Below are 26,381 nucleotides of genomic sequence, written 5' to 3'. Positions count from 1 at the left end.
CAGATTCATCTATTTGATTATGTCTCTGTAGCTCAGTTTGTAGAGCAACGGACTGAAAATCCGTGTGTCGGCGGTTCGATTCCGTCCCGAGCCACTTCCAAACGCATCTGCAATCGCAGGTGCGTTTTTATTATGAAAAGAAGGCATAAAAAGGGAGAAGCCGGACCTAGGTAGGGCCCGGCTCCATAAGAAGAAGACGTTACATGTATATAGACGATTGACGATTGGAAAAGTTTCAATAAAAAAGGAAAAAGTCATCAAATTTTTTGAACAGGGTCCTTCTTATCCAACGTTTACTAGAAAAGAAAGCCGTTATTATTTTTAACTTTGCCTCGTAAAACGTTATAATAGACAGTGAGCCTTTTTTTCACAAATGAAAAAGGCATAATGAGACATGCAAAATCGAATGATATAGATGCTAAAAATGCAGGAGGAAATCACAATGGAAAAAAAGATTCTTGTCGTAGATGATGAAAAGCCGATTGCGGATATATTGGAATTTAACTTAAGAAAAGAGGGCTATGAGGTTCATTGTGCGTATGACGGAAATGAAGCCCTTGAAATGGTAGAAGAAATGAAGCCGGACATCATTTTGCTCGACATCATGCTGCCAAACAAAGATGGCGTTGAAGTATGCCGCGAAGTGCGAAAGAAATATGATATGCCGATTATCATGCTGACAGCAAAAGACTCTGAAATTGATAAGGTCATCGGTCTTGAGCTTGGCGCAGACGATTATGTCACAAAGCCATTCAGCACACGCGAGCTGCTTGCACGTGTAAAAGCGAATTTAAGAAGACAGACTGCTACTCCTCAATCGGAGGAAGAATCTGAATCAAATGATATCGAGGTTGGATCACTTGTCATCTATCCAGATGCGTATGTCGTGTCTAAGCGTGACGAAACGATTGAATTGACGCACCGTGAGTTCGAATTGCTTCATTACTTAGCGAAGCATATTGGACAAGTCATGACACGTGAGCACTTACTGCAAACTGTTTGGGGCTACGACTACTTTGGAGATGTCCGTACAGTAGACGTCACAGTCCGCCGTCTTCGTGAGAAAATTGAAGACAACCCTAGCCACCCGAGCTGGATCGTGACAAGACGAGGCGTCGGCTACTATTTAAGAAACCCAGAGCAGGACTAAGATTCTTATGAGTAAAGTAGGTTTTTTTCGCTCGATTCATTTCAAATTGACCTTAATCTACGTGCTGCTAATCATTGTCGCCATGCAGATCATTGGCGTGTACTTTGTAAAGCAGCTAGAGCAGTCCTTAATTAATTCATATGATAATTCCTTGAATCAGCGAATCTACTCGTTATCGTATTACCTGGAACAAGATTCATCGAAAAGCAAGGCTGAATTAAAAGAGGATGCTCAAAAGATATTAAACGATTTTAACAATAAAGATGAGTCTAATGAAATTTCTGAAGTCAGTTATATTGACGAAAGCAGAGAGGTTATTGCCTCTGTGAACAACGGAAGTCAAGAGATTGCCGGCAAGAAAATCACCGATCAAATCATTAGCCGTATTTTTGCGGTCGGCAAAGACTATGAAAAGAAGTTTTATGACCCAGAATCAAATAAACGGGTGCGTATTTCAGCGACAGCCGTGAAAAATGAGAACCAAGAGACAGTTGGCGTGATTTATGTGGTCTCTTCTATGGAAAGTGTTTTTAACCAAATGCGGACGATCAACACCATTTTGGCGACTGGTACACTGATCGCACTTGGGACAACCGCTCTCCTTGGTATCTTCATCTTCAGAACGATCACACACCCAATTTCGGATATGAGAAAGCAAGCGATCGAACTCGCCAAAGGGAACTTTTCCAGAAAGGTTCGAAAGTATGGACATGATGAAATTGGGCAGCTTGCGACGACTTTTAATCATCTGACGAGAGAGCTGGAGGAAGCGCAGCTGATGACGGAAGGGGAGCGGAAAAAGCTTTCTTCTGTCATTGCCTATATGACAGATGGTGTCATCGCAACGAATCAAAACGGTGCCATTATTCTATTAAACAGCCCGGCATTAGAGCTTTTGAATGTTTCACGTGAAACAGCACTAGAGATGCCGATTACGTCCTTGCTTGGTTTAGAGGACACTCATACATTTGAAGATTTAGTCGAAAATCAAGACTCTATGCTGCTAGAAATTGAACGCGAGGATCAGCTGTCAGTTTTGCGTGTTAATTTCTCAGTCATTCAGAAAGAGCATGGGAAGATTGATGGTTTAATTGCGGTCATTTATGACGTAACAGAGCAGGAGAAAATTGATGCTGAACGCCGTGAATTCGTGGCGAACGTATCGCATGAGCTGCGCACACCGCTCACGACGATGCGAAGCTACCTTGAAGCACTCGCTGAAGGGGCGATTGGTGATAAAGAGCTTGCACCAAGATTCCTCAGTGTCACGCAAAATGAAACAGAGCGCATGATCAGGCTTGTCAATGACCTGCTTCAGCTGTCTAAGTTCGACAGCAAGGATTATCAATTCAACCGGGAATGGACGAATTTTATCAGGTTTATCTCGCTCGTCATTGATCGTTTTGAAATGACGAAGGAGCAGCATGTCGAATTCATCCGCAACCTGCCGCAGCGTGAAGTGTATGTTGAAATTGATCAAGATAAAATCACACAGGTGCTCGATAATATCATTTCCAATGCCTTGAAATACTCACCAGAGGGTGGACACATTACGTTCACTGTCGATCTCGATGAGGAGAAAGGTCTTGTGTTATTCAGCGTCAAAGATGAAGGAATCGGTATTCCGAAGAAGGATATGGATAAAATCTTTGAACGTTTTTATCGAGTGGATAAAGCGAGAACAAGAAAGCTTGGCGGAACCGGCCTAGGCCTTGCGATTGCAAAAGAAATGGTTCAGGCTCATGGCGGAGATATTTGGGCTGACAGCATTGAAGGAAAAGGAACAACGGTAACCTTTACCCTTCCGTACAATGAAGAACAAGAGGATGATTGGGATGAAGCGTGAGACCTTTAAAACCATTATATTGACAATCCTAATTGCGATCAGTCTTGTGTTTACGTGGAATATCTGGATGTTCCAGCCCGTCATGCAGGACCAGGCAGATGCCGGCACACAGGTCGTGGAAACGAAGAAGATTTCAAGCGACGAGCCTCGAAGTCTCATTGATGTCGTAAAGCCGCGTGAGATGTTCATCCATTCGAATGGTGAGCACTTCAAAGTGGATCAAAAGGAACTCTTCCAAAACTTTTGGAATGATGTGAGCCTGTGGGATGTTAAAGAGATTTCCGACGTGTCGGATCAATATTCCGAGCAAAGATTTAAGAATTTCTTCTATGGACGAGGAGGACAAGGGAAGACATTGGATCTTGTGTTCAATGATTCGATCCCGATTGATATTTTCCAAGCCCTGTTTAAATGGCCGAATAAATCCATTGAATATAACTCGTTTGATCGAATGATTGTGCCGTTCTCCCAGCAGGATAAGGCCAATAAGAAAGTCTATTTGGTCTCATACAGCAAGGAAACGGTGCTTGAGCTGACGATTGAGTCGGCCAACTATCGTAATCTGATGGATAGCATCGCAGCTGCTCAAAACGAGATGCCGCGCTATGATCTTTATACATTCTCTGCGAATTCGAAACGAGATTTTCTCCTGCCGCAGAAACAAAAGCAGCTTGAAGCGAAAATGTTCTTTATCGAAACGATTAAGACAAGCAAATTCAAGGACGCTTTGTTTACAGACCCAAGTCTTGTTGGGGAGGAGTCTAATTTAAACCGGACGGTGTATACGGATGGAACGAGTCGTCTTGAAGCAAATCAAAAAGACCACCGCATCCAATATCAGCACCGCAATATCAATTCCAGTAACGTATTCCAAACGGGGGATTTGATCAAGCGGAGCGTGAAGTATTTCAATGATACCGGAAGCTTTACCGATGATTATCAATACTTTGGCATCAACAGCAACCAGCAGCTGTCCTTTAATATGTTTATGGATGGTCTGCCGATCGTTAACAGCACAAAGCATCCATTTGGAATGACCTCCCTTGAAGTACAATGGGCGAATGATGACATCTTGAGTTACAAGCGTCCAAACTACATTCTTGGCAACAAAGCGAGTCAGAGTGAACAGGTTAAGCTGATGAACGGGACAGAGTTGAAGGACTTGATCACCAAGCAGACGAAATATGATGACTTGGAGAAAATTGAACAGATTTTCCCTGCCTATCAAGCAACGTCAACGGCATCAGATCAGGATGAAGCGATGTTTGTCTGGCTGGAGCCAGTATGGTGCATGAAATATAACGGCAAAACCGTGATTTTATCGAAGGATCTGTTGACAGAGGGGAGCGAGAAGAATGGAGTGGAATAAGACCAAAACGATCTTTATCCTAGCCTTTCTCGTTCTCGATATCTTTCTTGGTTTTCAATACTTTGAAAAACGATCAACCGATCATTTCGCAATTATCGAAAAAACGGATACGCTGGAAGAAATGAAGGCAGACGGAATCAAATATGGCAATCTATCAGATGAAGCGAAGATTGGCTACCGTATTACAGCTGAGAAGAAGCAATATACGAAGAAGGATGTGGACGGTTTAGCTGATCAAAAGGCGAAAAGCACATTCCCGAAAACAGAGAAAGATGATCCTGTCACGCTACTTGAAATGACCTTCAATAAACCAGTCGCATTGCCTAAAAAAGACATGAGTACAGCAGCGACAAACCTCGTGAACCAGCGCTTGCTGGATGGAAAGAATTATAAGCTCTGGAGCATTGATGAAGAGACAGGTGAAATCGTCTTTTTCCAAACGTATAAAGGGAAATACATCTTCCAAGAAGGTCTTGATGACAATGAAACCATCGGAAAAATCACATTGGATTTGAACGATCAAAACGAAGTCGTATCGTATCAGCAGTCGATGGTGACATCCATTAATGAAGTGAGAAAAGAAACGCTTGTCCCGGCGCTTGAAACCGTGAAGGACTTGTATACACAAAATATGCTGAGCCAAAACACGACCGTGAAAAAAGTGGAACTCGGCTACTATACGCAATATCCAGGTGCAAGTACGCAAGTCATGGTTCCTGTATGGCGAGTGGAGCTTGAAGGCGTAGCAGCTGGTTCAAAGAAAAAAACCGAGGAAGAGTATTTGATCAATGCCATTGATGGCTCAACACTTGATCATATAGAGAAAGATGACAAATCTTCAATGGAGTGAGAGAACATGAGCTTGCAGTTCAGTGTACTAGCGAGCGGAAGTACGGGGAACGCTTTTTATTTAGAAACAGACAAGCATGCCTTTTTAGTAGATGCGGGCTTAAGCGGCAAACAGATGGTCGAGCTGCTTGGTCAAATTGACCGTAAGCCTGAAGACTTGGACGGAATTTTTGTGACACATGAGCACTCTGATCATATTAAAGGGCTCGGTGTCATGGCAAGAAAGTACAAGCTTCCTGTCTATGCAAATGCGAAAACATGGAAGGCGATGGAGTCACATATTGGGAAAGTGGATACGGACCAGAAGTTCCACTTTGATATGGAGACCGTTCAATCGTTTGGCGGTCTTGATGTCGAGTCATTTGGCGTGTCACATGATGCGGCAGAGCCTATGTTTTACGTGTTTCATTATGGTGGGCGTAAGCTTGCCCTCATGACGGATACAGGCTATGTGAGTGATCGCATGAAAGGGATTATTAAGTCAGCCAATACGTTCGTATTTGAGAGCAACCATGATGTCGGCATGCTGCAAATGGGGCGATACCCATGGAGTATTAAGCGCAGAATCCTGAGCGATGTTGGACATGTATCGAATGAAGATGCGGCTCTTGCGATGACAGATGTGATTGGAGATGCCACCTCACGCATTTATTTGGCTCACCTAAGTCAAGACAACAACATGAAGGACTTAGCCCGTATGGCGGTTCAGCAGACGCTTGAAATGAAGGGCTTTGTTGTAGGGGATGGCTTTGATTTATATGATACGGACCCGAAAAAAGCAACCCCGCTTTGCGCCGTATGATTTTTACAATCGTATGATTAAGATAAGAGCTTCTTACCAACACTATATACATCATCTATTCACTGAAAGGAAGGAAACGTAGTGGATTATCGCGATGTAGAGTGGAAGCCGAGACGAAGCAGAAAAGGATATTTCCTATCTGGTTTGATCGGTGTATTGGTAGGAGCTTTTTTAATGGGATTCTTTTTCCCTTATGTATCTGGACAGAGCGGCAGTCCATTCAGATGGCAGTCCGCCGGAGATCAGCAAGCATCAGAAGGCACTTTAAAGACCGTCAATGTAAACGTCAATGATGCGGTGACAAAAGTGGTGTCGAGTATGTCGGATACGGTTGTCGGTGTGATTAACATCCAAAAGTCTAGCTTTTGGGAAGAAGGCGGAGAAGCAGGCAGCGGGTCAGGTGTGATTTATAAAAAAAGGGGTGACACCTTTTATATCGTGACCAACCACCATGTCATCAAAGGCGCTAACCAGCTTGAAGTGAGCCTTCAGGACGGAACAAGGATTGGGGCAAATCTTGTCGGAAGCGACCAGCTCATGGATTTAGCTGTACTCACAGTCAAAAGTGATAAGATCAAGAAAACTGCCGCCTTCGGCAATTCAGACCATGTGAAACCAGGTGAGCCTGTTATCGCCATTGGAAATCCATTAGGGCTTGAATTTGCAGGCTCCGTCACACAAGGTGTGATTTCTGGAACGGAGCGTGCGATCCCTGTTGATTCTAATGGCGATGGACAGACGGATTGGAATGCGGAAGTTTTGCAAACAGATGCGGCCATCAATCCTGGGAACAGTGGTGGAGCCTTGATCAATATGGACGGCAAAGTAATCGGCATCAATTCAATGAAAATTGCCGAATCAGAAGTTGAAGGGATTGGGCTGTCCATTCCAGCGAATCTGGTCATCCCTGTCATAGAGGATTTAGAGCGCTATGGTGAAGTCAAACGTCCGTACCTTGGGGTTGGCATGAAATCACTCGCAGATATCGCGAGCTATCATTGGCAGGAAACGTTGAAACTCCCAGCGAAGATCACAACCGGGGTCGTCGTGATGAGTGTCGAGCCTTTGTCCCCAGCAGGAAAAGCGGGACTAAAAGAGCTAGATGTCGTGACTTCATTTGATGGCAAGGATGTACAAAATATCGTCGATCTGCGTAAATATTTATATCAAAAGAAAGTCGGCGACAAGGTAAAGGTGCAATTTTACCGAAGCGGAAAGAAAAAATTAGTAGAGATCAAACTCTCCCAAACTGATCGATTCGGAGGCTAGCCAGTTCCTATAGGGGACTGGTTTTTTTGGCATGCTCGGCATATGATAAAGGAAAGGGGGAGGTACGATTGGTCACATTACAGCCGATGTCACAGACGGATTATGACGCTTTGATAGAGGAAGCCATTAAACGGTACGCAGAAGAAAAGGTGCTGGCAGGGACATGGGATCAGGGAGAGGCGCAGGAGAACGCAGAGGAACAATTTGATCGGCTGCTTCCTGAAGGCCTCCAGACAGAGCATCATGAGCTGTGTACCTTCTTACATGGAGAAGAAGCCATTGGGTGGGTCTGGCTTTGCTATGATCCAAATCACCCTCAACATGAAGGATTTATTTATAATTTTATTTTGTTTGAAGCTTACCGAGGAAAAGGGTTTGCGAAGCAGGCCATTGCAGCGTTAGAAGAGCAAGCAAAGTCATTAGGTGTTCAAAAACTATCACTGCATGTCTTTGCTCATAATCAAATCGCCCGCTCACTGTACGAAAAGACAGGATTTGCGGAAACCGGCATTTACATGAGCAAACCTTTATAAAAAAGAAAAAGTACCGTGCGGAAACCGTACGGTACTTTCTTATGAGGAGATCATGGCATCTTGAGCCGTGACTCGGTATAGATCTACTTTGCACTTCACGAAAGCACGGATGATGGCTGGGACTTGGGCTTCTGAGCGAATCAACAATGAGGTCTCGTCATCACTGATCACAAGGTCTGTTCCCACACTTTGTAAGTACTGCGTGAGAACAGGCCTCACCTCATCATCAATCCATGCATGCTTGAAAATGGCACGAATGGTTGAGGACGTGACGGTTTTCTCTTGAGGATGAGTACTTGGGGACACTAATTTACCTTCAGAAATGAACGCAGTTTTCGTACAAATATGATTGGTGAACCTTGGCTCATCTGCTGTTAAAAAGACGGTTTTTCCTTCAGACTTTAACGATTCAATGACCTGCTGAATCTGCAAGATAGAATCTGAATCAATATTGGCAAAAGGCTCATCTAGTAAAATAAAGTCAGGGCGATGAGCGATGGCCTGCGCCATTCCAAGCCGCTTCTTCATACCAGGTGTAAAGGCACCGACCTTTTCTTGATGATAGCGATGTAAACCAACGAATTCGAGTAATTCTTCATAGTAGCTCGTTTTCTGGCGTGTGCCAGTAATTTTTGATAAATAGGCAATATGCTCAATAGCGGTAAGCGATTCATATAAATCCGTATATTCCGGCAGAACACCGATGTGATGCCGTACTTTTTTTAACGAAGACATGTTCATCATCATAAACGTGCCAGAAGTGGGGCGAGAGATTCCTGTAATGATATTAAAAAAGGTCGTCTTACCAGCACCCTTCGGTCCAATGAGGCCGAAGATATCCCCTTGATGGATATCAAGATCAATATGGTCTATTGCGACTTTTGTCCGATATTTTTTTGTCAGCCCTTTTGTATGTAGCATTTAGACATCCCTCCTCTGAAACAGCAGTGCAGTTCCAATGAGTAAGACAACTGTCAATGTTGCATTCATCAGCACATAGGTCAGCGGTTCACTCCAGCGCGCATAATAATAAGGTGTCACGTATTGGAACCAATGGATCAACCGTTCTGAAGAAAGAACAGACATCATACTGATGATTGGAAAAAGAAAGGAAAACAACATACCAACAAACATCGATTTCTGTGGTGTTGGAAAGAGCATGGACAAAAACAAAGCACAGGAGATGCCAACACTGATAAACGTTAATATTTTTAAGGCATCAGAGAACAGAAAACGATGTGAAATCACCGTATTTAATATATATGTGGTCATAATGCAACTGAGCCAAAACAGCATCAGCCCAAGATATTTCCCGATGACAATGTTCAAACGGGTCGTTTTACTGACGAGAAAACGAATGGTTTTCAAATGAATTTCGCGACTCAAAATATCATGAGACAATAAAAAAATAAGGAAGAAACCAAATAAAGAAATCACTAGTTCATTCCCAATGGAATAAGGGTCCTTTGCATCTTCCCATTTCCCTTGATAAGCAGCTATAAATGGAAGACTTGATACAAAAGTAGATAAAATAAAAATAATAACAATTGTTAAAATGGATTTTGTGCTTTTGAAGAGCTGCTTAAATTCATTCATACAGATGGTCCACACACACTGTACCTCCCTTCATCTTTATTATAACGCTAGAAAAGAAAGACACCATATCTCGCTCTTTAACATTTGTTTAAATTTTATAAAAAGAAGACTTTTCCAGTAAGACTTGATTCATTTTTAAAAATGTTCAGAAAAATATCTTGATTTCTAAAAACACATCATGTATGATAGCTTTAATTCAAAATAGTTGAACAGGCAATGACGAGAGAAAGTACAATCATCAATTTTTCCACAGAGAGCTTCGGCAGCTGAAAAGAAGCAAAAATAATGATTCGAAAAATGGTCTCTGAGCCTCGTACTGAACATATCTTTGATATCAGTAGGTCACGACGAGAGTTGGTACTCGTTATCAAAACCACAGTATATGAGCCAAATTGGAGCTTTGTACTTGTAGAGGCTGTTTAGCGCGAGCAAACAGTAAATAAAGGTGGTACCACGAGACAAATACCTCGTCCTTATGATTCATAGATAAGGATGGGGTATTTTTTATTTTCCACTTTTTTCATACAAATGTTCAAATGTTCCACGTGAAACACCACAACCATTTTTTCAAATGAAAGGGAGATTAACATGAGTGAACATGCATTGGTTTTACAATCAGATTTCGGTATTGATGACGGAGCGGTCAGCGCAATGTACGGAGTCGCAAATACAGTGAGCAGCAGCATCCGCATTTTTGATTTAACTCACAACATTCCCCAGTACGACATATGGGAGGCGTCGTATCGTTTGCTGCAAACCGTCACGTACTGGCCGGAAGAAACGGTTTTCGTCTCCGTTGTTGACCCGGGCGTTGGATCAGAGCGCAAGAGTCTTGTCGTCAAAACAACAAGCTCCCACTATATCATCACACCAGATAATGGGACACTGACGCACGTTGCGCAGGATATTGGCATTGTGGAAGCCCGTTATTTAGATGAAACCATCAACCGGCTGCCGAAGTCGGGCAAATCACATACATTCCATGGAAGAGATATTTACGCCTATACAGGCGCAAGAATTGCTTCAGGTGTGATTTCCTTTGAAGAGGTTGGGCCAAAGGCGGATATAGAGGATATTATTCATCTTCCAGTTGTAAAGGCTTATGCGGAAGAAGAAGTGATCACAGGGACGATTGATATTTTAGATGTGAGATTCGGCAACCTATGGACAAACATTCATCATACGTTATTTGAAAAGCTTTCAATCAATTATGGGGATGCAATAGAAGTTACCATTGCCAACGGGCCGAAAAATGTGTATAAAAATATCATGACCTATGGACGATCTTTTGCCGATTTAAAGGTAGGCGAACCACTCGTATATGTCAATTCACTCAATCATTTAGGCGTGGCGATCAATCAAGGGTCATTTGCAAAGGCTTATAATATCGGTACAGGCACAGGATGGCGCCTTTCGATTCGCAAAGCTCCGCGCATTATATACGAATAAGAGGAGGAAAACATCATGTCAGGTAAACATCTTTCAACGAAAACTGTCGTTGCCATCGGAATTGGTGCAGCCGTCTTTGTCATTTTAGGACGCTTTGTCTCCATTCCAACTGGAATTCCGAATACACAAATTGAAACATCGTACGCATTCCTTGCGTTAATGGCTGTATTATTTGGTCCTGTTGCAGGCGCACTGATTGGTTTTATTGGCCATCTCATTAAAGATGCCACTACATTTGGTCCTTGGTGGAGCTGGATTATCGTTTCGGGTATTGTTGGTTTATTGATCGGCTTCATTTCAAACCGTTTAAAAATAGAAGAGGGAGACTTTGGCTGGAAAAAGATCGCGTTCTTCAACGCCGTACAAGCTGGCGCACAGGCGTTAGGCTGGTTTGTCATTGCCCCTGTCCTCGACATTGTGATCTATGCAGAACCTGCGAATAAAGTGTTTGTTCAAGGCATCGTGGCAGGAGTTTCGAACATCATCACAGTCGGTGTACTTGGAACCATCATCATTGCGGCTTATGCGAAAACGAGAAGCAAAAGCGGCAGCCTATCGAAAGAAACATCATGAAGCAAGGTGGAACACATAAATGAAGAAACCGATGATTCAATTCGAACATTTCGGATTCAAGTATCGCAGTCAGTCAGAACCGACATTGAAAGATATCAACCTGACCATCTATGAAGGAGAAAAAGTCCTCATCGCAGGCCCGTCTGGATCGGGAAAAAGCACACTAGCCCATTGTATCAATGGGCTAGTTCCTGCGTCTTATAAAGGGTCTATGGAAGGAAGTCTTCACATCGGCGGGAAAGATGCAGAGAAAGAGAACATTTTCTCACTCTCACAGCTCGTCGGAACAGTGCTGCAAGACCCTGATGGACAATTTATCGGGCTGACTGTAGGAGAAGATATCGCGTTCACACTAGAAAATGATCAAGTCACACGCGAAGAAATGAAAACACGTGTCGAGAAAGCGGCAAAATTAACAGAGGTAGACGGCAAACTGGCATCATCCGTGCATGAGCTGTCAGGCGGTCAAAAACAACGTGTCGCTATCGCAGGCGTACTTGTCAACGATGTCGACATTTTGCTGTTTGATGAACCACTGGCAAGCCTTGATCCCGCTACAGGTAAAGAAGTGATCGATCTCATTGACCGTCTGCAAAAAGAAACGAAAAAAACGGTCGTGATGGTGGAACATCGATTGGAAGACGTCCTCTTCCGCCATGTCGACCGCATCATCGTTGTCAATGACGGCACGATTGCAGCGGATATGACACCAGATGAATTGCTCGCCTCAAATGTATTAGAAGCGGCGTATTTACGTGAGCCTTTATATGTGAGAGCGATGAAATATGCAGGAATTCCGATTGCAGCAGGAGATCAGATCGCTAATTTACAGCATCTCACCTTAAATGACGAGGCAAAAGAGAAAATCGAACAATGGATGGAAGCATCTGAGCCATCAGTCGAGCAGAATGAAGCGCCGGATTTACTAGAAGTGCGTGAGCTGAGCTTTGATTATCCGACAAGACCAAACACGCTGAGCAACATCTCTTTTACCGTCAAAAAAGGAGAAATGATCAGCATCGCCGGTGCCAATGGCGCAGGCAAGACGACACTATCCAAGGTGCTCTGCGCATTTGAAAAGCCAACAAAAGGGACAATCCTTTTAAATGGCGATGACATCACAGGAGACACCATCAAACAGCGCTCCGAACGAATCGGTGTCGTCATGCAAAACCCAAATCAAATGATTTCTAAACAAATGATTTTTGATGAAGTCGCATTAGGACTCGTTTTAAGAGGTGTACAGGAAGACGAGATCAAGGAACGTGTGGAGCGGGTTCTGAAAGTGTGCGGACTGTATCCATTTCGGAACTGGCCGATCTCAGCCCTCAGCTTTGGACAGAAAAAACGCGTCACCATTGCATCTATTCTTGTGTTAGAGCCAGAAATCATCATCCTAGACGAGCCAACCGCCGGACAGGATTTTAGACATTACACAGAAATGATGACGTTTTTAGAGCAATTAAATCAGCAGGGCGTCACGATTTTGATGATCACCCATGATATGCATTTGATGCTCGAATACACAACAAGAACCATTGTCATTTCAGATGGAGAAAAAATCGCAGATGATACACCTGCCAAAGTGCTGACAGATCAGTGGCTTGTCCAAAAGGCGAGTTTAAAGGAAACGTCGCTGTATGAACTGGCGCTGAAAGCAGACTGGCCAAATCCAAATGAACTCGTGGATCGTTTCATTGAGGTTGACAGAAAGGAACGAATGACATGGCTGTAGATATGCTGTCTTATATCGATCGCCCGTCGCCGATTCACCGGCTGACAGGGGCAACCAAACTCATTTGCTTTATCCTCTGGTCATCCGCAGCGATGCTCACATATGATACAGGCGTATTAGTGTTTATGCTAGTTGCCAGTATCGTGTTCTTTCAGCTATCAAACGTACGATTTCGTGATATCTCTTTCGTAGTGATTGTCTTGGCGATTTTTCTTGTCATCAATAACATCGCCATTTACGTCTTTGCGCCCCAGCAAGGTGTCGCCATCTATGGAGCGAAGCACGAGCTCTTTCACATTGCAGGCTGGTATAATGTCACACTTGAACAGCTTTTCTATCAATTGAACATTACACTGAAATACGTGACTGTGATGCCAGCGGCGCTATTGTTTATTGTCACAACAAATCCAAGTGAATTCGCCTCATCACTCAGCAGAATTGGGGTCAGCTACCGGATTTCGTATGCGGTAGCGATTGCTTTGCGCTATATTCCAGATATTCAGCGTGATTTTCGCACGATTGCCATTTCTCAGCAAGCAAGAGGCATTGATTTATCGAAGAATGAAAAACTGGGGAAACGAATCAAAAATGCGCTGTCGATTGTGATGCCGCTGATTTTCTCCAGCTTAGAGCGGATTGAAACGATCAGCAATGCGATGGAGCTGCGCGGATTTGGAAAGCATAAAAAGCGCACATGGTATACGGCGAAAGACTTTCAAAAAGCAGATTATGCCGCGCTATTGTTTGTTGGCGTGGTGCTGGTCGTGTCGCTTGTGATTACATTTGTTAGAGGAACGAGATTTTATAATCCGTTTTGATAGAAGGAAGCCTTCACAGGAGTGGAGGCTTTTTTGCTTCGTTTGTGGATAAAAGGTGTGGAAAATGGCAAAACACTATTAACATGTGAATAAATCGGTTATATTGAACAATGAGCGAAACACTTGTGAATAACCAAACAACATATTGGAGGAATTAGAAACTTATGAACAAATCACTTTATGCTTGTGCAGAACATATAGAAACCGTACTAGACATGTACATAGATGATCACGAAACACCGCCAGAATTCAGAAAAATCGAACATACACACAGCTTATCCACAACCTGTGAATTGTGCGATGAACCTGCAATATATATAGTGGGGAACGAATGATCGGACACAAAATACACAAATTTTATCCACAATTGTTGATAACTTATATGAATAACTTGTTCTTAAGGTGGGGATGACCTGTGAATATATCAATTATCACAGTAGGAAAATTAAAAGAGAAGTATTTAAAGCAAGGCATAGCCGAATACACAAAACGATTACAGGCCTATGCAAAAATCGACATCATTGAGCTCGCAGACGAAAAAGCACCCGAACACCTCAGCGAGCAAGACATGAAAATCATCAAAGACAAAGAAGGCGAACGCATCCTAAGCAAAATCAACCCAGACGCCCACGTCATCGCCCTCGCCATCGAAGGAAAAATGAAAAGTTCCGAAGAATTAGCCGATACAATAGATAAGCTGGCAACATACGGAAAAAGTAAGGTGTGTTTCGTCATAGGTGGGTCGCTTGGGTTAAGTGATGCTGTGATGCAGCGGGCGAATGAGAAGTTGTCGTTTTCGAGGATGACGTTTCCGCATCAGTTGATGAGGTTGGTGCTAGTGGAGCAGATTTATCGGGCGTTTCGGATTGTGCGGGGGGAGCCTTATCATAAGTAAATGCAAAATTGTTGTAGGTAAGGTGGTAATTCTTTTTATTCGAAGCAGGTCTTGAAAACGTGTGTTCATTATCCGTTTCTCGATATAACGAGTAAATTATGTGTAGTTTAAATAAAACAACTCCAATTATATGCTCTAAATAATTCTGGATCTATCTATTTGTCTAATTGAAATATTATCAATTAACAATTGTAGTAATTGCTTTTGATATTGTCTAAGTATCTTCTTATAAATCAATAGGAATTTTATAGTAACAAGGCTAAAAACAATAGCCAAGAAATGTTTGATAAAAGTAATGGGTTAGTTAACTAAGAGTTAATTAGCCTACCAAAAGCTCATTGGCGCACTGACGATATAATATACTAAAATAAGTACCAGGTAGTACATAGTACAATAAGTATTAAAATAAAAGAGAATATTGTTTGTAACAGCTGATGTTAGGAATTATTGTAAAAGTTGTGTGAAGGAAATTTTATGGGATGCCTTACATTTGAAAGATATTTTGATGGGGGTTTTTTGTAATGAAGAACAAAATTTCAGCTGTCGTAATCGAACTATTAAAAGAGGCACTATGCAGTATATACTGGTATAAAAGTAACTTGAGGAGCTTTTTAAGTAACTGTATAAATGACCCTGCTATTATTAATCGTTCAGACTGGAACGGATATAAAAGACAAATTGTCTCGGATATTATTGATGAACTATGTAGTGATCAGGAAAAGTACTTGGGTGATATCAGAAGACTAATACACGAAGTGATCAAGATGGATAGTTTTCGTCACCTAGAACAACTTGAAGATGGAAAAAGAAAGGCAGGGAGAGCAAAGCAAGCTGTTGCTGATCTTAAAAGGTTAATAGAAGATCAAACACAGAGAATTAAAGAGGAAGAAGAAATTAAAAGGAGAAGACTTGAAAACCTGGAAAAAATCAGATCAAGTCAAGCAGTATTGAATAAACTAGATGAAATTAAGACAAATTATTTTAGGCTTGTTACTTCTCAGGATTATCAAAAGAGAGGCTTTGAACTTGAGAAAGTTCTATACGACCTATTTGAACTATTTGATTTAGATCCTAAAGCTTCATTTAGAAATATTGGAGAACAACTTGATGGAGCTTTTTCTCTAGAAGGTACTGATTATTTGTTTGAAGCCAAGTGGAAGAATCAATTATCGGATTCCTCAGATTTAGACAGTTTTGCTGGAAAGATTAATAGAAAACTTGATAATACTTTAGGTTTATTCCTATCTATAAATGGATTTTCCGAAGATGCTGTTAAAATACATTCCGTAAGCCGTAGTACCATACTATTAATGGATGGCACCGATCTTATGGCTGTGCTGGAAAATCAAATAGATTTTGTATCTTTAATTATAAGAAAGAGAAGGCATGCGGCACAAACTGGGAATATATATCTTAAAAGTAGTGAGGTTGTATGATTTTTAATTAATATATGTAAGAAGAGCTCTTGGCTCTATTTATGCAAAAATAAAACTTGTAAATAGGGTTAGTTTTTAATTAATTGATCTTAAATTGATGAAAAATGAAAGTTTAAATTTTCTCAATTCAATTATTACTAAATCTTATAGTTAAATCCTTCATTTGGAAATGTTGTGCATGAAGAGGGACAAGCTTAGTATTTAAAATTAATTTCAGACGTTTTAGGCAATGTAATGTATCTAATACAACTAAATATAGATACAACCTACTGATGGAATAAATTTAATATTTTTAACTAAAGCTCTTAAATTAATCTAAGAGCTTTTTGATTTTAAGATTTCCTCTATTTTATAACTAGCACCCCCTCTTTGCTAAAGAAAAGCTATATATTGTATTATACATCATTTAAAACACCCAAATTATTCCGATATATGATGTATAAGGATAATAGAGGGGTGTTAGTATAAATGGCAATTACATTACCAGAAACTATTAAAAATACTGCTACTGCAGGAGAACGAATTTTATTTCGAACATTAAAGGAATATCTACCTGAGGAGTATATTGTACATTATGAGCCTAATATCAATGGGTTTAGACCAGACTTTGTGATAATCGGTCCTGATTTAGGAGTATTAGTTCTGGAAGTAAAAGATTACACCAAAAATACAATAAGAGAGCTAAACGATAATACATGGGGCATTTTAAATTCTTCTGGTGATTTACATAGAGTGAAGAGTCCCCTAGTTCAATCAAGAGAGTATGCTTTTAAAATAAAAGATATGCTTGAGAAAGACATTGATTTAATCAATACAGAAGGGAAATATCAGTTTAAATTAAAGTTTCCTTATGGTTATGGTGTCGTCTTCACTCGGCTTCATGAAGAACAACTTTTAAAAAATAAAGTATATGAGGTTATTGATCCACATTTTATTTTATCGCGTGATCAGATTGATCCGGATAATGACCATTTTGATCCTGAGATCTTAATAGAAAAATTGTTTGATATGTTTCATGTGCCTTTCAAGTTAAATACACCACTATCATCTGACGAATTAGAAAGGATTCGTTATCATCTATACAAAGAAATACGCGTTGGGGCAGATGTTGAACCAGTCCCATACCAAGAAAAACTGTTATTATCTTTTCGAAACATCAAAACGATGGATCTGCATCAAGAAAACTTGGCTAAACAGATTGGGGATAAACATCGGCTAATTAGAGGAGTAGCAGGAAGCGGTAAAACCTTAATCTTAGCGACTCGAGCAAAAATGTTAGCAGAACAACATCCGAATTGGAAGATATTAATACTCTGTTACAATGTAGCTTTGAAACAAAATATTAAACAAATGATTCATTCTAAATTTACAGGACCAGATGATTTTCTGACATCCGATCGTAGAAAAACACCAAATTTAAATAATATACAAATATTAAATTTTCATCACTGGATTAAAAAAGAGCATGGTATTTCAGAACTTGAAATAGATGATTACATTGAAAAAATAGAAAATGATGCTTTAACTCCTGTAAAGTATGATGCCATTTTAATTGATGAAGGGCAGGACTTTGAAGGGAGCTGGCTGCATCTCATCAGCTTATGCTTAGATCAAGAGACGCAATCTTTACTTTTAGTAGAAGATAGAGCGCAAGATATCTATCGGAAAAGTAGAAGCTATGTGAAAGATACGGGCCTTGATTTTAGAGGTAGATCTAGAATCTTAAATATAAATTATCGTAATACGTCACAAATTGTGGATTTTGGATGGAAATTTTACGATAGCCATAGAGCTTTAGATCTTAAATTAAAACAAGAACAGACAGAGACAATCGAAATCATCCCTCCAAAAAAGACGAAACGTAAAGGGCCAGAGGTAGAGCTTTTAAGATGTAATACCTTTAAAGAAGAAATAGAGGAGATTACTAAACAAATAGTGGATCAACATAATGAAAAGAACATACCTTACTCTGAAATGGCCATTTTATATCGTATAAAGGGATATAATAACCATTATATATCAGCGATTCAATCGGAATTTCAAACAAAGAATATTCCTTACAATTGGATAACTGAAAATGGTGCAACCAAACATAAGTTCAATCCAGAGGAAGAGACAGTCAAAATTTGTTCTCTCGATAGTAGTAAAGGTCTTGACTTCCACTCAGTTTTTATTGTGAAGGCTGATCTAATGCCATTAAAGTATGAAGAGGATCAAGAAAAAGAAGTGTCTTTAATGTATATAGGAATGACTCGTGCTAAAGAGTATCTATCAATATCTTATTCAGGCGTATCTTCGTTTACTCAGTATTTTGAAGATATAAAGAAAAAAGAGCCGACATTTAATAAATAATATTTTGAAAGTAAAAGGTGCGGGAATTATTCATTTCTCATACCTTTTTTCATGTAAGAAGAAAAGAAGACTCTTTTTAATAAATATCGTATTATATATAATGAAAACTTAGTTCAAGAAACGATTACAGCAGGTATTGGGAACGATCACATATTCAATCTACAATTACTAAAAGGAGACTTCCATGAATTTCAAAGCCGACTTTAAACGTGAAATGCGTAACGTAGTAAAAGACGTAGAAAAAGAAATAAATAAAACGTGGAAAATTGAATATAAAGGGCATTCTATAGAAATTACAAACCAAATAAAAGAAGAGCAACTAATCATTGATGGTGTGACAGTTGATAAAAAACAACGAAAAAGTTTATTGACTCATATGATCCCTTATTCAAAATTGTCAGGGATATTGGAACTTCAAGATGGTACAAAACACAAGGTGTCCGTTAAACTTGGCGGTTATGTACGATTTCGTTGTATTGTGAAGGTAGATCACGAAACAGTTTTAGATGAATCAAAGAAGATAGACCTTCTACCATGGGATCATAAAGAGAGAATCGTTCCCTTTATTCAACAACAAATTCAATCACATCATAAAATAGTAGACGACCGTTTACCAGATGAAGACTTTTTATTTGACGAAAATGAACCACGATTGGCTCCAGGTTTATCCGATCATTTTGTAGATGAACGACCTGCTCCTTTTTATGTGAAGAAACTATTGAAGCTTTTTGAAAAACAACTAAATCATCCTACAAATGAAACAAGAAAGAAAACATATGAAAAAATCATTTCTAACAATATGGCGAGTCGCAACAGTGAGTTAATTGACCGATTTCAGCAAAAACAATGGGATGAGTCTCTTGTACAGCAAGAAGCGTTATGGCTTCTTGAACATGCGGCACATCGGGATGTCGTCAAATTTGCAGTTATGATACTGGGATGTACGAACTGTGAAAAATACAAAGAGCTTTTATTCACAATAGGTATGCATGAAGAATTTACTTCTTATGTCGTGATTGCATTGAAGAATGGCACAATTCAAGGAAACGAACATGTTTGGCGTCTTGCAAAGTCTGTTGATGGATGGGGGAAGATTTCGGCTGTTGAGCAATTGGAAGCATCGACGCCAGAAATAAAACGATGGCTACTAACAAAGGGCTGCGAAAATACAATCATGAATGAATACTTAGCTTATACTTGTGCCCTTAATGGTGATCTGGAAACAGCTTTATCAGAAGATAAAATTTCCAAAGAATTATACGATGGAGCGAGCCTCATCATTCAAGCATTATTAGAAGATGAGGTTTCTATCTACGGAATCGATGAGTATTCAAATGCAAGCTCAGTTCTCTGCCGATTTATTCACCATGCTCATAAACACTGCCAAACAATTGAGGACTTTTATCCAATATTGAAGATAAATGAGTTTTTAAATGATGATCAAGAGATTTGGGAAGACCGATTGAATGACTCATGGAAACAGGACGATTATATGGCTGTCCAGGAAGCTGTTCAACCGTTTATCAATGACAGTAGATGGCCAAAGCTTGCAATCGATTCGTTACACCAGGGTTTTAGCTCCCAAGCACTTGAAATCGCTCTCTTTTATCGTTTAGATGTCATTGAGCATCTATTTGCTTTACTTGAGAAAGACCCGGCAAATAGTGAAATATACTTTGCTGTGATGGACACAAATCATCACCAGCATATTAGAGAGCTTTGCACATTTGCAGAAACACATTTATCGTTATCAAACCTTTCAGATGATGAAGTGGCTTGTCTACAATATATTGTTCAAGATTTATATGAACACGAAGGTGTAGGGGTAGCACTTATTCAAGCCGCACTTAGATCAGATCATGTAAATTTACAGTATCATGCTTTAAGTGTATTAAAGGAATGGCCTCCTTCGTATGCGCAGCAAGCTGCCACAAGGGAATTGATCGAAAACATTTACGTGAAGACAAAGGATAAGGAAGATCGAAAGTTAGCCAAATACTTATTAAAGAAATAGGATTCGGTTTACCTTCGCACTAAAAGTATAAAATTTAAATATTAGAAAGCATGCACACCATGCACACGATCAAAAAAATAGGCCAAACCTTCTCCTACATCACACCAGTATCACTCACCGACCGCCCCATCCTAGGCATGGTCGTAGGTAATAACAAAACATTAATGATCGATGCGGGAAACTCAGAAGATCATGCGAACTATTTCATCCCAAAGACCTTAAAACAAGAGAACGCCACGCCGGATATGGTTGTCCTCACACACTGGCATTGGGATCATATTTTTGGTCTGCCGGCGTTGCCTGATACGGTTTCAATTGCTTCTGCCAAGACAAGAAAGGAAATGGAGAAGCTTCTTCCGTTTTCGTGGTCTGATGAGGCAATTGATGAGCGGGTGAGGGAAGGAACGGAGATTGAGTTCTGTGCGAAGGCCATTAAGGAAGAATATCAGGATCATCGAGAGATTCAGGTCGTTTTACCGGATGTCACGTTTGATCGTCGGATGGAGATTGATCTTGGCGGGGTCACTTGCGTCGTGCAACATGTTGGGGGCGATCATGCCGCAGATTCAGTGATCGTGTATGTGAAAGAGGAAAAAATCCTATTTCTTGCTGATTGTATTTATCCGAAAATGTATGCCGAAAAAGTACATTATACGGTAAAAGAAATTTTGCGTCTTTTAGATGAGTTAGATGCTTTTGATGCTGATACATATATTCCTTCACATCAAAGGCCGTGGACAAAAGAAGAGTTTCGTCAGGAAACAGACAAGCTTAGGATGATTGCGAAATATACTGATTTTTGTGGTGGAGATAAGCAGAAAATTATGAATGAATATGAAAAATACGTAAAAAGAGAACTGAAAGAAGATGAATTAGAAACCATTGCTTACTTGTCAATGGCCATTAAATAATTGAGTTAACTAAACGAAAAATTCTCTTTTGAGAGAAATAGCTCAAACGGGAATTTTTTCATTACTATGGCAAACCTACAACATCTTCTTCATCACATACTGTGACAGACATGTGTTCGGCATTCATAATAATGACACAATCCCAAGTAGGTTTGATGGCTCTAAAATGACCATTTTCTTTTCATTATTTCTCCTTTTATCATCGCTAATATTTCTATTATAATCTGAGACTGACACTGTTTTTTGTACATTCTATTTTTTGGTATAATCAGATATAGGACGGCACAATTTATTGAACTTAATCGGAGGTACAGATGAAACAACTTTATATGAAACAGAAAGTATTTAGTCTCAGCGGCAGGTTTACCGTCAAAGATCAGCAGGAGAATGATGTGTACGTAGTCGAGGGAAGCTTTATGAAAATGCCCAAGACGTTCACCATTCTAAATACAGAACGACACGAAATCGCTGTGATTACGAAGAAAATGTTTAGTTTTTTACCGAAGTTTTTAGTAGAAGTTGGTGGAGAAGAGGTATTGACCATCAAAAAAGAGTTTACATTCTTTAAAGCCAAATATTCAATTGATGCTGCAGGAATCGAAGTACATGGTAACTGGTGGGATATGCATTTTCAAGTGCTGCAAAGCGGCGAAGTGATCGGTCAGGTGAAGAAGGAATGGTTTACTTGGGGGGATAGTTACAAGGTTGATATTTTAAAAGAAGAGATGGAGCCTGTGATGATTGCATTGGTTGTTGCGATTGATTGTGTCAAGGCTGATGAAGCGGCGTCGAGATCTTCGTCGTCGGCAACGACGAATTAGACAAAATATCATCTTAAAAATTAATGATGAATTGAAGAAGAGGTATGAGCCTCTTCTTCATTATCAGAACAGATCGTGTGTCTTTACTTCTCAATGGGATACTTCTGTCCATTTTTTAACAACTTCTCTTCAATTATTTCTTTGACATGAAGATTAAGGTCTGAGCAAAGCATTAGTGAATATATTAAGATATCTGCTATTTCCTCTTTGATATTTTCTTCGTTCGCCTCAAGAGCTTCTTCATTACTTTTCCATTGGAAGTCTTCAAGCAGTTCAGCTGCTTCTATCGAAATTGAGATGGCCAAGTCTTTTGGATTATGATATTGTCTCCAGTTTCGATCATCTCTAAATTGGTTAATCGAATGTATTAAATCTTTGATCTCAGTCATATTTGCCTCCCTCATTTAACTCATGCAATTTCCTTCTCAATTTTTCATCTGTTGCATAAATATAAAGCCCATGAATGCCTCGCTTCATCAGAACGTTAATCGAGTTTAATATAATCTTTTCTTTTGCCTGTTTGATTTCCTCTGGAGACATGTCACTTCTTGATGTGAATGCACCTGTATCTTTATAATTTGACGTGTCTATTAGAAGTTCATCCTTCTCTTCATCATAGCTGATAGAAGGGCCGAGTATGACGCCGACATAATTTAAATCAAATCCCTGAACTGTGTAGATTGAGCCCACTTCTCTAATAGAATCTGCATGTTCAGCCCATGTCCATTTATCATTTGTAAAATTCCATGGCATATTGATACCACCTTCATCTACGATATAGGCAGCGCCATCTTTTTTATGTAAAAAGTCAAAGGTAGATACAATACGGGATAGGCCTACTTCATCATCCTTCTGTTGAATTGCAGTTTTAAATTTGTTCGGCTCCTCAAAAATTTTGAGTTCGAAAGAATCCTGTTCTATAGGTAGAGGTAGTAATCGTTTTGCGACAAATTGGTTAATCCAATTTAACGTATCTGAATCAGCATTCATACGCATTTGCTCTGTGAGTTTCACAATCTTAGCATGATATTTGTTTGTAATCTCCTCAAGTAATTTTTCGTTCCAGTAGCTTTTAATTTTGAGTACCTGCTTCGGATCAAAAATGACAATGGTAATTTTACTTCGTTTGATAATTTCATCTAATTGGTTTTGATAATGGAAGTTATTGTACTTATCCTCTTTTGTTAATAAAAGGTGGGCTTCATCAATTAATACGATGTCAGCCATTTCGCCTGATTTTGTCATCTGATTGATAAACGTGGTTGGTCTCATAATTTGTTTCTTCTTCAGATTTGGCAGACTTTTTGCGATATTTTGATATGTTTTAAGCATTTCCGCATGATTCACAAGTAAATAATTGTTCTTTTTGTTTAAGATAGATTCCATATCGTTTGATAAGTCTTGGATCGTATTAAAGAGAGAACTTAGTAAAACACTTTTCCCAGTTCCTGCATCACCCTCTATCGAGATAACATGAGAACCCGACTGTTTGATACGCTCCTTACAAAATGACAAAATTTCATTCTTAATTTCTACTTGTTGGGGTGACAACTCCTTATAAGGAGAAAGCTTATAAATGTCTCTATTTCTTAATGCTTCAATTGAGTTAGTGACGATTTTTTCTTGTTGAAGCTGCTTCCATACCTCTTCAAAGACATTTTCATTGTAAAAGTCTTTCTGATAATAATGATGCATTTCCCTTGAGCGTGTTTGGCTAACATTCTTTAATTGAAACCGATTTTCTGCGATAAAGTAGTTTATGAGATTTGTCTCAATATTGTAAGAGGCTGATTGATGAAAGCGCTCATGTCCAATTAAAATTGTGTTAGTTAACTTGTTCTTTTTTGGGTCTTTCAAATGATCTTTCAAACGTCTACTAGCTTGAACTGACTGACCTATATAAGCAGATGGCTTCTTTTTCTCATCATATAGAATGTAGACAATGGGTTGATTATGGAATACGGTTGATCTTAAAGAGAGAATTTGTTCTGTATTAAAATCGCGTTTTTCAATAAAAAGTTCACTCATATAGCTAGCCCCTGTAGTCTTTTTTCCTGTTATCGTATCATAAATTTAGCAAAATATCTCAGTGATTATAAATGAATATTGAATTACGCGACAAAGAAGACACGATGAGTTGCTTTTACTTTTAATAGTGGAAAGCCACTTAAATCAAAAATGCAGACTGTATCTAGCAGTATATTTTTCAAGGTATAATATGAACATACGAGTTGAGCAAACGGATGACTTCCCATACAAAGTATTTCTAACAGTCATCGAATATGGCAGTTTTTCAAAAAGTTATCCCTATATTCAATGATGAAGAACTTGAGAAGTGGATTGCATCTGGGAACGGTTCGAGACCGTTCTCCTTACGTCTCAAGAGTTAATTGGTAAAACACTGAAGAACATAAAAGTAGAGGTCATGAAAGATCGCAAGGTGATTGCGTTAGGGACATTCAACGATGCGAAACATGATAGATTTAAACAGAGAAGGTATATGCAACCGTTACGGGTAAAGGAATGTCGAAGAGTAGTAAGCCGTTTAAGGCTGAAAAGTAGAGTTTTTCAATAATGGATAACAGTACAATTTCTACAACAATCGTCATTCATTTTTAAAGGGGACATTTTATTTTTAAGTAAATTCAATAATAGGATGGTGCCAATCTTGAAAAAAATAAAATATGTAGTTCTAACGGCTATTATCTTTTGTTGCAGTATGTGGTCTACAAGTGTTCAAGCTCAATCCGGTTATTTCAACACATATACAACGTATACTGGAATGTCAGGCTCTGGGTTCTACACATCTATGCAAGGAATGTGTGTCGACCATAACAATAACATGATTTATGCTGCAAAAATCTTCAACTCTTCTGACACAATTGTACTCTATTAAAATGAACAGTTCGTCAAGCAATAGAACAGCGAAGCTTCTTAAAAACTCTGACACGAATAGTACTAACTATGATTTAGGGCATGCCAACGACTTAGCTGTTAAAGCCCAAAAAGGGAATGAGCAAGTTAGTATTTATGTAGCCCCTATGACCGATGGTGTGAAGTATATAAAAAAATCGTTAAGCTAAATGTGAACACGAAGAATAGTACGTACAAAGTGGCTAAAGCCTATGTCCTTCAGTATCAGGGAACGAATTTATCAATTAGCGGCATCACTTATTCTGTTGGAGCGGATAAATTTATTGTGAGGTCTGGCAGTCGTTTCTTCATTGGGGATTTTAATGATGAAAAAGGACAATTTGAGTATGAGGCTACATTTACATTAAATTATACAAAAGCAGTCGTAAATCAAGCAGAGGTTGATGTTTCGAAGTACATTCTTCAAGGGATTTCTTTTTACCAAGGAACATTATATGTCCCTTTATCTAAACCAGATATCAACGGAGGAGCTTCTAATGTGAGCGTTATCCTCACGTATCCTTTAAATATCAATCAAATGATTAAAGAGCAAAGGGAGACAGCAGCAAAAGATTTTTCGAAAGAGTTGTTTACTAGAAATGACCTTTCTTTCCGAATTACGAGTAGTGCATTTACTCTTTTTGAGATAGAGGCTGTTGATTTCGATGACGGAACGTTATATTTTAATACGAATCGTGGGAAAACAGGAACACAAGATGATATGGTAGCAACATTCAATGACTATAACTATTACAAATGAAATATTAAAATCGAAAAAGCCTTTCAGCTATGGGGGGCTTTTTCCCGTATTGAATGCTAACAGTTTATTCGTTTCTACAAATAGAGAGTGCATTATTTATGTCAATTAGTCTATTTTTCTGTTTTAAGGGTCACGGTAAAATAGACTTTATGATCAATAATGGAGGGAGTGGCTTTTTCTGGGCAAGATACTTGATGCAAAAGCACTAACCAGTGCCATGGATACAAGGGTAAAACACTATTAGGCACTCCGTGAACAAATGGTAGATTTAAAAAAGGCGCTACAAGGCG

General features: G+C 39.5%; 24 protein-coding genes, 1 tRNA gene and 1 other annotated feature. Of the genes, 20 read left to right on the top strand and 5 right to left on the bottom strand.

Features of this window, described 5'->3' with window-relative positions; all coding sequences use genetic code 11:
• The first annotated feature begins 21 nt into the window (after nucleotides 1-21).
• From BA1_RS13870 to BA1_RS13835, 8 genes are all read left to right on the top strand, one after another.
• Nucleotides 22-94: transfer RNA gene (locus tag BA1_RS13870), tRNA-Phe, on the top strand.
• A 348-nt stretch (nucleotides 95-442) separates the two neighbouring features.
• Entirely contained in the window at nucleotides 443-1,150 is a 708-nt protein-coding gene (gene yycF / locus BA1_RS13865) for a response regulator YycF (protein WP_008360147.1), read from the top strand.
• 7 nt (nucleotides 1,151-1,157) lie between these two features.
• A complete protein-coding gene (walK, locus tag BA1_RS13860) occupies nucleotides 1,158-2,996 on the top strand; it encodes a cell wall metabolism sensor histidine kinase WalK (protein WP_008360145.1) in 1,839 nt (612 codons plus the stop codon).
• Complete coding sequence (gene yycH / locus BA1_RS13855) at nucleotides 2,986-4,365, top strand: two-component system activity regulator YycH (protein WP_008360143.1); 1,380 nt, start codon at nucleotides 2,986-2,988, stop codon at nucleotides 4,363-4,365. Before walK ends, yycH begins: the two co-directional genes overlap by 11 nt.
• On the top strand, nucleotides 4,352-5,215 hold the full coding sequence (locus tag BA1_RS13850; RefSeq protein WP_008360141.1) for a two-component system regulatory protein YycI: 864 nt from the start codon (nucleotides 4,352-4,354) through the stop codon (nucleotides 5,213-5,215). The genes yycH and BA1_RS13850 overlap by 14 nt, the downstream gene beginning before the upstream one ends.
• A 6-nt stretch (nucleotides 5,216-5,221) precedes the next feature.
• Nucleotides 5,222-6,016 carry an MBL fold metallo-hydrolase gene (locus tag BA1_RS13845; protein ID WP_008360139.1) on the top strand — a complete coding sequence of 265 codons (795 nt, stop codon included), beginning with the start codon at nucleotides 5,222-5,224 and terminating at the stop codon, nucleotides 6,014-6,016.
• A gap of 81 nt (nucleotides 6,017-6,097) precedes the next feature.
• A complete protein-coding gene (locus BA1_RS13840; protein ID WP_008360137.1) occupies nucleotides 6,098-7,285 on the top strand; it encodes a S1C family serine protease in 1,188 nt (395 codons plus the stop codon).
• Between the two features lie 68 nt (nucleotides 7,286-7,353).
• The gene (locus tag BA1_RS13835; protein WP_008360134.1) at nucleotides 7,354-7,818 is read left to right on the top strand and encodes a GNAT family N-acetyltransferase; all 465 of its coding nucleotides are present in this window, start codon (nucleotides 7,354-7,356) and stop codon (nucleotides 7,816-7,818) included.
• Nucleotides 7,819-7,857: 39 nt separating this feature from the next.
• Here BA1_RS13835 and BA1_RS13830 read toward each other — a convergent pair whose 3' ends face one another.
• On the bottom strand, nucleotides 7,858-8,739 hold the full coding sequence (locus tag BA1_RS13830) for an ABC transporter ATP-binding protein (protein WP_008360131.1): 882 nt from the start codon (nucleotides 8,737-8,739) through the stop codon (nucleotides 7,858-7,860).
• Nucleotides 8,740-9,429, bottom strand: a complete 690-nt coding sequence (locus BA1_RS13825; RefSeq protein WP_008360129.1) for an ABC-2 transporter permease — start codon at nucleotides 9,427-9,429, stop codon at nucleotides 8,740-8,742.
• A 192-nt stretch (nucleotides 9,430-9,621) separates the two neighbouring features.
• Nucleotides 9,622-9,892: a binding site (T-box leader), on the top strand.
• A 110-nt stretch (nucleotides 9,893-10,002) separates the two neighbouring features.
• Between BA1_RS13825 and BA1_RS13820 the strand changes: the two genes are divergently transcribed.
• The 11 genes from BA1_RS13820 (at nucleotide 10,003) to BA1_RS13775 (ending at nucleotide 22,418) form a co-directional block, all read left to right on the top strand.
• Nucleotides 10,003-10,863: an SAM hydrolase/SAM-dependent halogenase family protein gene (locus tag BA1_RS13820; RefSeq protein WP_008360126.1), complete on the top strand. Its 861-nt coding sequence runs from the start codon at nucleotides 10,003-10,005 to the stop codon at nucleotides 10,861-10,863.
• A 15-nt stretch (nucleotides 10,864-10,878) separates the two neighbouring features.
• Nucleotides 10,879-11,436: an ECF-type riboflavin transporter substrate-binding protein gene (locus BA1_RS13815; protein WP_008360124.1), complete on the top strand. Its 558-nt coding sequence runs from the start codon at nucleotides 10,879-10,881 to the stop codon at nucleotides 11,434-11,436.
• 19 nt (nucleotides 11,437-11,455) lie between these two features.
• Nucleotides 11,456-13,171, top strand: coding sequence for an ABC transporter ATP-binding protein (locus tag BA1_RS13810; protein ID WP_008360122.1), 1,716 nt, complete (start codon nucleotides 11,456-11,458; stop codon nucleotides 13,169-13,171).
• Nucleotides 13,162-13,989: an energy-coupling factor transporter transmembrane component T family protein gene (locus BA1_RS13805; RefSeq protein WP_008360118.1), complete on the top strand. Its 828-nt coding sequence runs from the start codon at nucleotides 13,162-13,164 to the stop codon at nucleotides 13,987-13,989. The genes BA1_RS13810 and BA1_RS13805 overlap by 10 nt, the downstream gene beginning before the upstream one ends.
• A gap of 164 nt (nucleotides 13,990-14,153) precedes the next feature.
• A complete protein-coding gene (locus BA1_RS18800; RefSeq protein WP_008360116.1) occupies nucleotides 14,154-14,324 on the top strand; it encodes a CxxH/CxxC protein in 171 nt (56 codons plus the stop codon).
• An 80-nt stretch (nucleotides 14,325-14,404) separates the two neighbouring features.
• On the top strand, nucleotides 14,405-14,884 hold the full coding sequence (gene rlmH / locus BA1_RS13800) for a 23S rRNA (pseudouridine(1915)-N(3))-methyltransferase RlmH (RefSeq protein WP_008360115.1): 480 nt from the start codon (nucleotides 14,405-14,407) through the stop codon (nucleotides 14,882-14,884).
• 521 nt (nucleotides 14,885-15,405) lie between these two features.
• The gene (locus BA1_RS13795; RefSeq protein WP_008360113.1) at nucleotides 15,406-16,320 is read left to right on the top strand and encodes a hypothetical protein; all 915 of its coding nucleotides are present in this window, start codon (nucleotides 15,406-15,408) and stop codon (nucleotides 16,318-16,320) included.
• Between the two features lie 468 nt (nucleotides 16,321-16,788).
• Nucleotides 16,789-18,672 carry a 3'-5' exonuclease gene (locus BA1_RS13790; RefSeq protein WP_008360110.1) on the top strand — a complete coding sequence of 628 codons (1,884 nt, stop codon included), beginning with the start codon at nucleotides 16,789-16,791 and terminating at the stop codon, nucleotides 18,670-18,672.
• A 184-nt stretch (nucleotides 18,673-18,856) separates the two neighbouring features.
• A complete protein-coding gene (locus BA1_RS13785; RefSeq protein WP_008360108.1) occupies nucleotides 18,857-20,686 on the top strand; it encodes a hypothetical protein in 1,830 nt (609 codons plus the stop codon).
• Nucleotides 20,687-20,745: 59 nt separating this feature from the next.
• A complete protein-coding gene (locus BA1_RS13780; RefSeq protein ID WP_008360106.1) occupies nucleotides 20,746-21,597 on the top strand; it encodes an MBL fold metallo-hydrolase in 852 nt (283 codons plus the stop codon).
• A 314-nt stretch (nucleotides 21,598-21,911) separates the two neighbouring features.
• Complete coding sequence (locus tag BA1_RS13775) at nucleotides 21,912-22,418, top strand: LURP-one-related/scramblase family protein (RefSeq protein ID WP_008360104.1); 507 nt, start codon at nucleotides 21,912-21,914, stop codon at nucleotides 22,416-22,418.
• Nucleotides 22,419-22,501: 83 nt separating this feature from the next.
• On the opposite strand, the gene BA1_RS13770 is transcribed toward BA1_RS13775, so the two are convergent.
• Both BA1_RS13770 and BA1_RS13765 read right to left on the bottom strand, forming a co-directional pair.
• Nucleotides 22,502-22,807, bottom strand: coding sequence for a nucleotide pyrophosphohydrolase (locus BA1_RS13770; protein WP_008360102.1), 306 nt, complete (start codon nucleotides 22,805-22,807; stop codon nucleotides 22,502-22,504).
• Nucleotides 22,800-24,446: a DUF2075 domain-containing protein gene (locus BA1_RS13765; protein ID WP_008360100.1), complete on the bottom strand. Its 1,647-nt coding sequence runs from the start codon at nucleotides 24,444-24,446 to the stop codon at nucleotides 22,800-22,802. The genes BA1_RS13770 and BA1_RS13765 overlap by 8 nt, the downstream gene beginning before the upstream one ends.
• Nucleotides 24,447-25,530: 1,084 nt before the next feature.
• Between BA1_RS13765 and BA1_RS19525 the strand changes: the two genes are divergently transcribed.
• Nucleotides 25,531-26,091: a hypothetical protein gene (locus BA1_RS19525; RefSeq protein WP_237739227.1), complete on the top strand. Its 561-nt coding sequence runs from the start codon at nucleotides 25,531-25,533 to the stop codon at nucleotides 26,089-26,091.
• Nucleotides 26,092-26,201: 110 nt separating this feature from the next.
• Here the strand turns inward: BA1_RS19525 and BA1_RS19520 are convergent.
• On the bottom strand, nucleotides 26,202-26,381 hold a 180-nt coding region (locus BA1_RS19520), incomplete at its 5' end, for a hypothetical protein (RefSeq protein WP_237739226.1).

This window comes from Bacillus xiamenensis, from assembly GCF_000300535.1.
Lineage (GTDB): Bacteria > Bacillota > Bacilli > Bacillales > Bacillaceae > Bacillus > Bacillus xiamenensis.
This window is presented reverse-complemented; position numbering and strand designations above follow the sequence as displayed.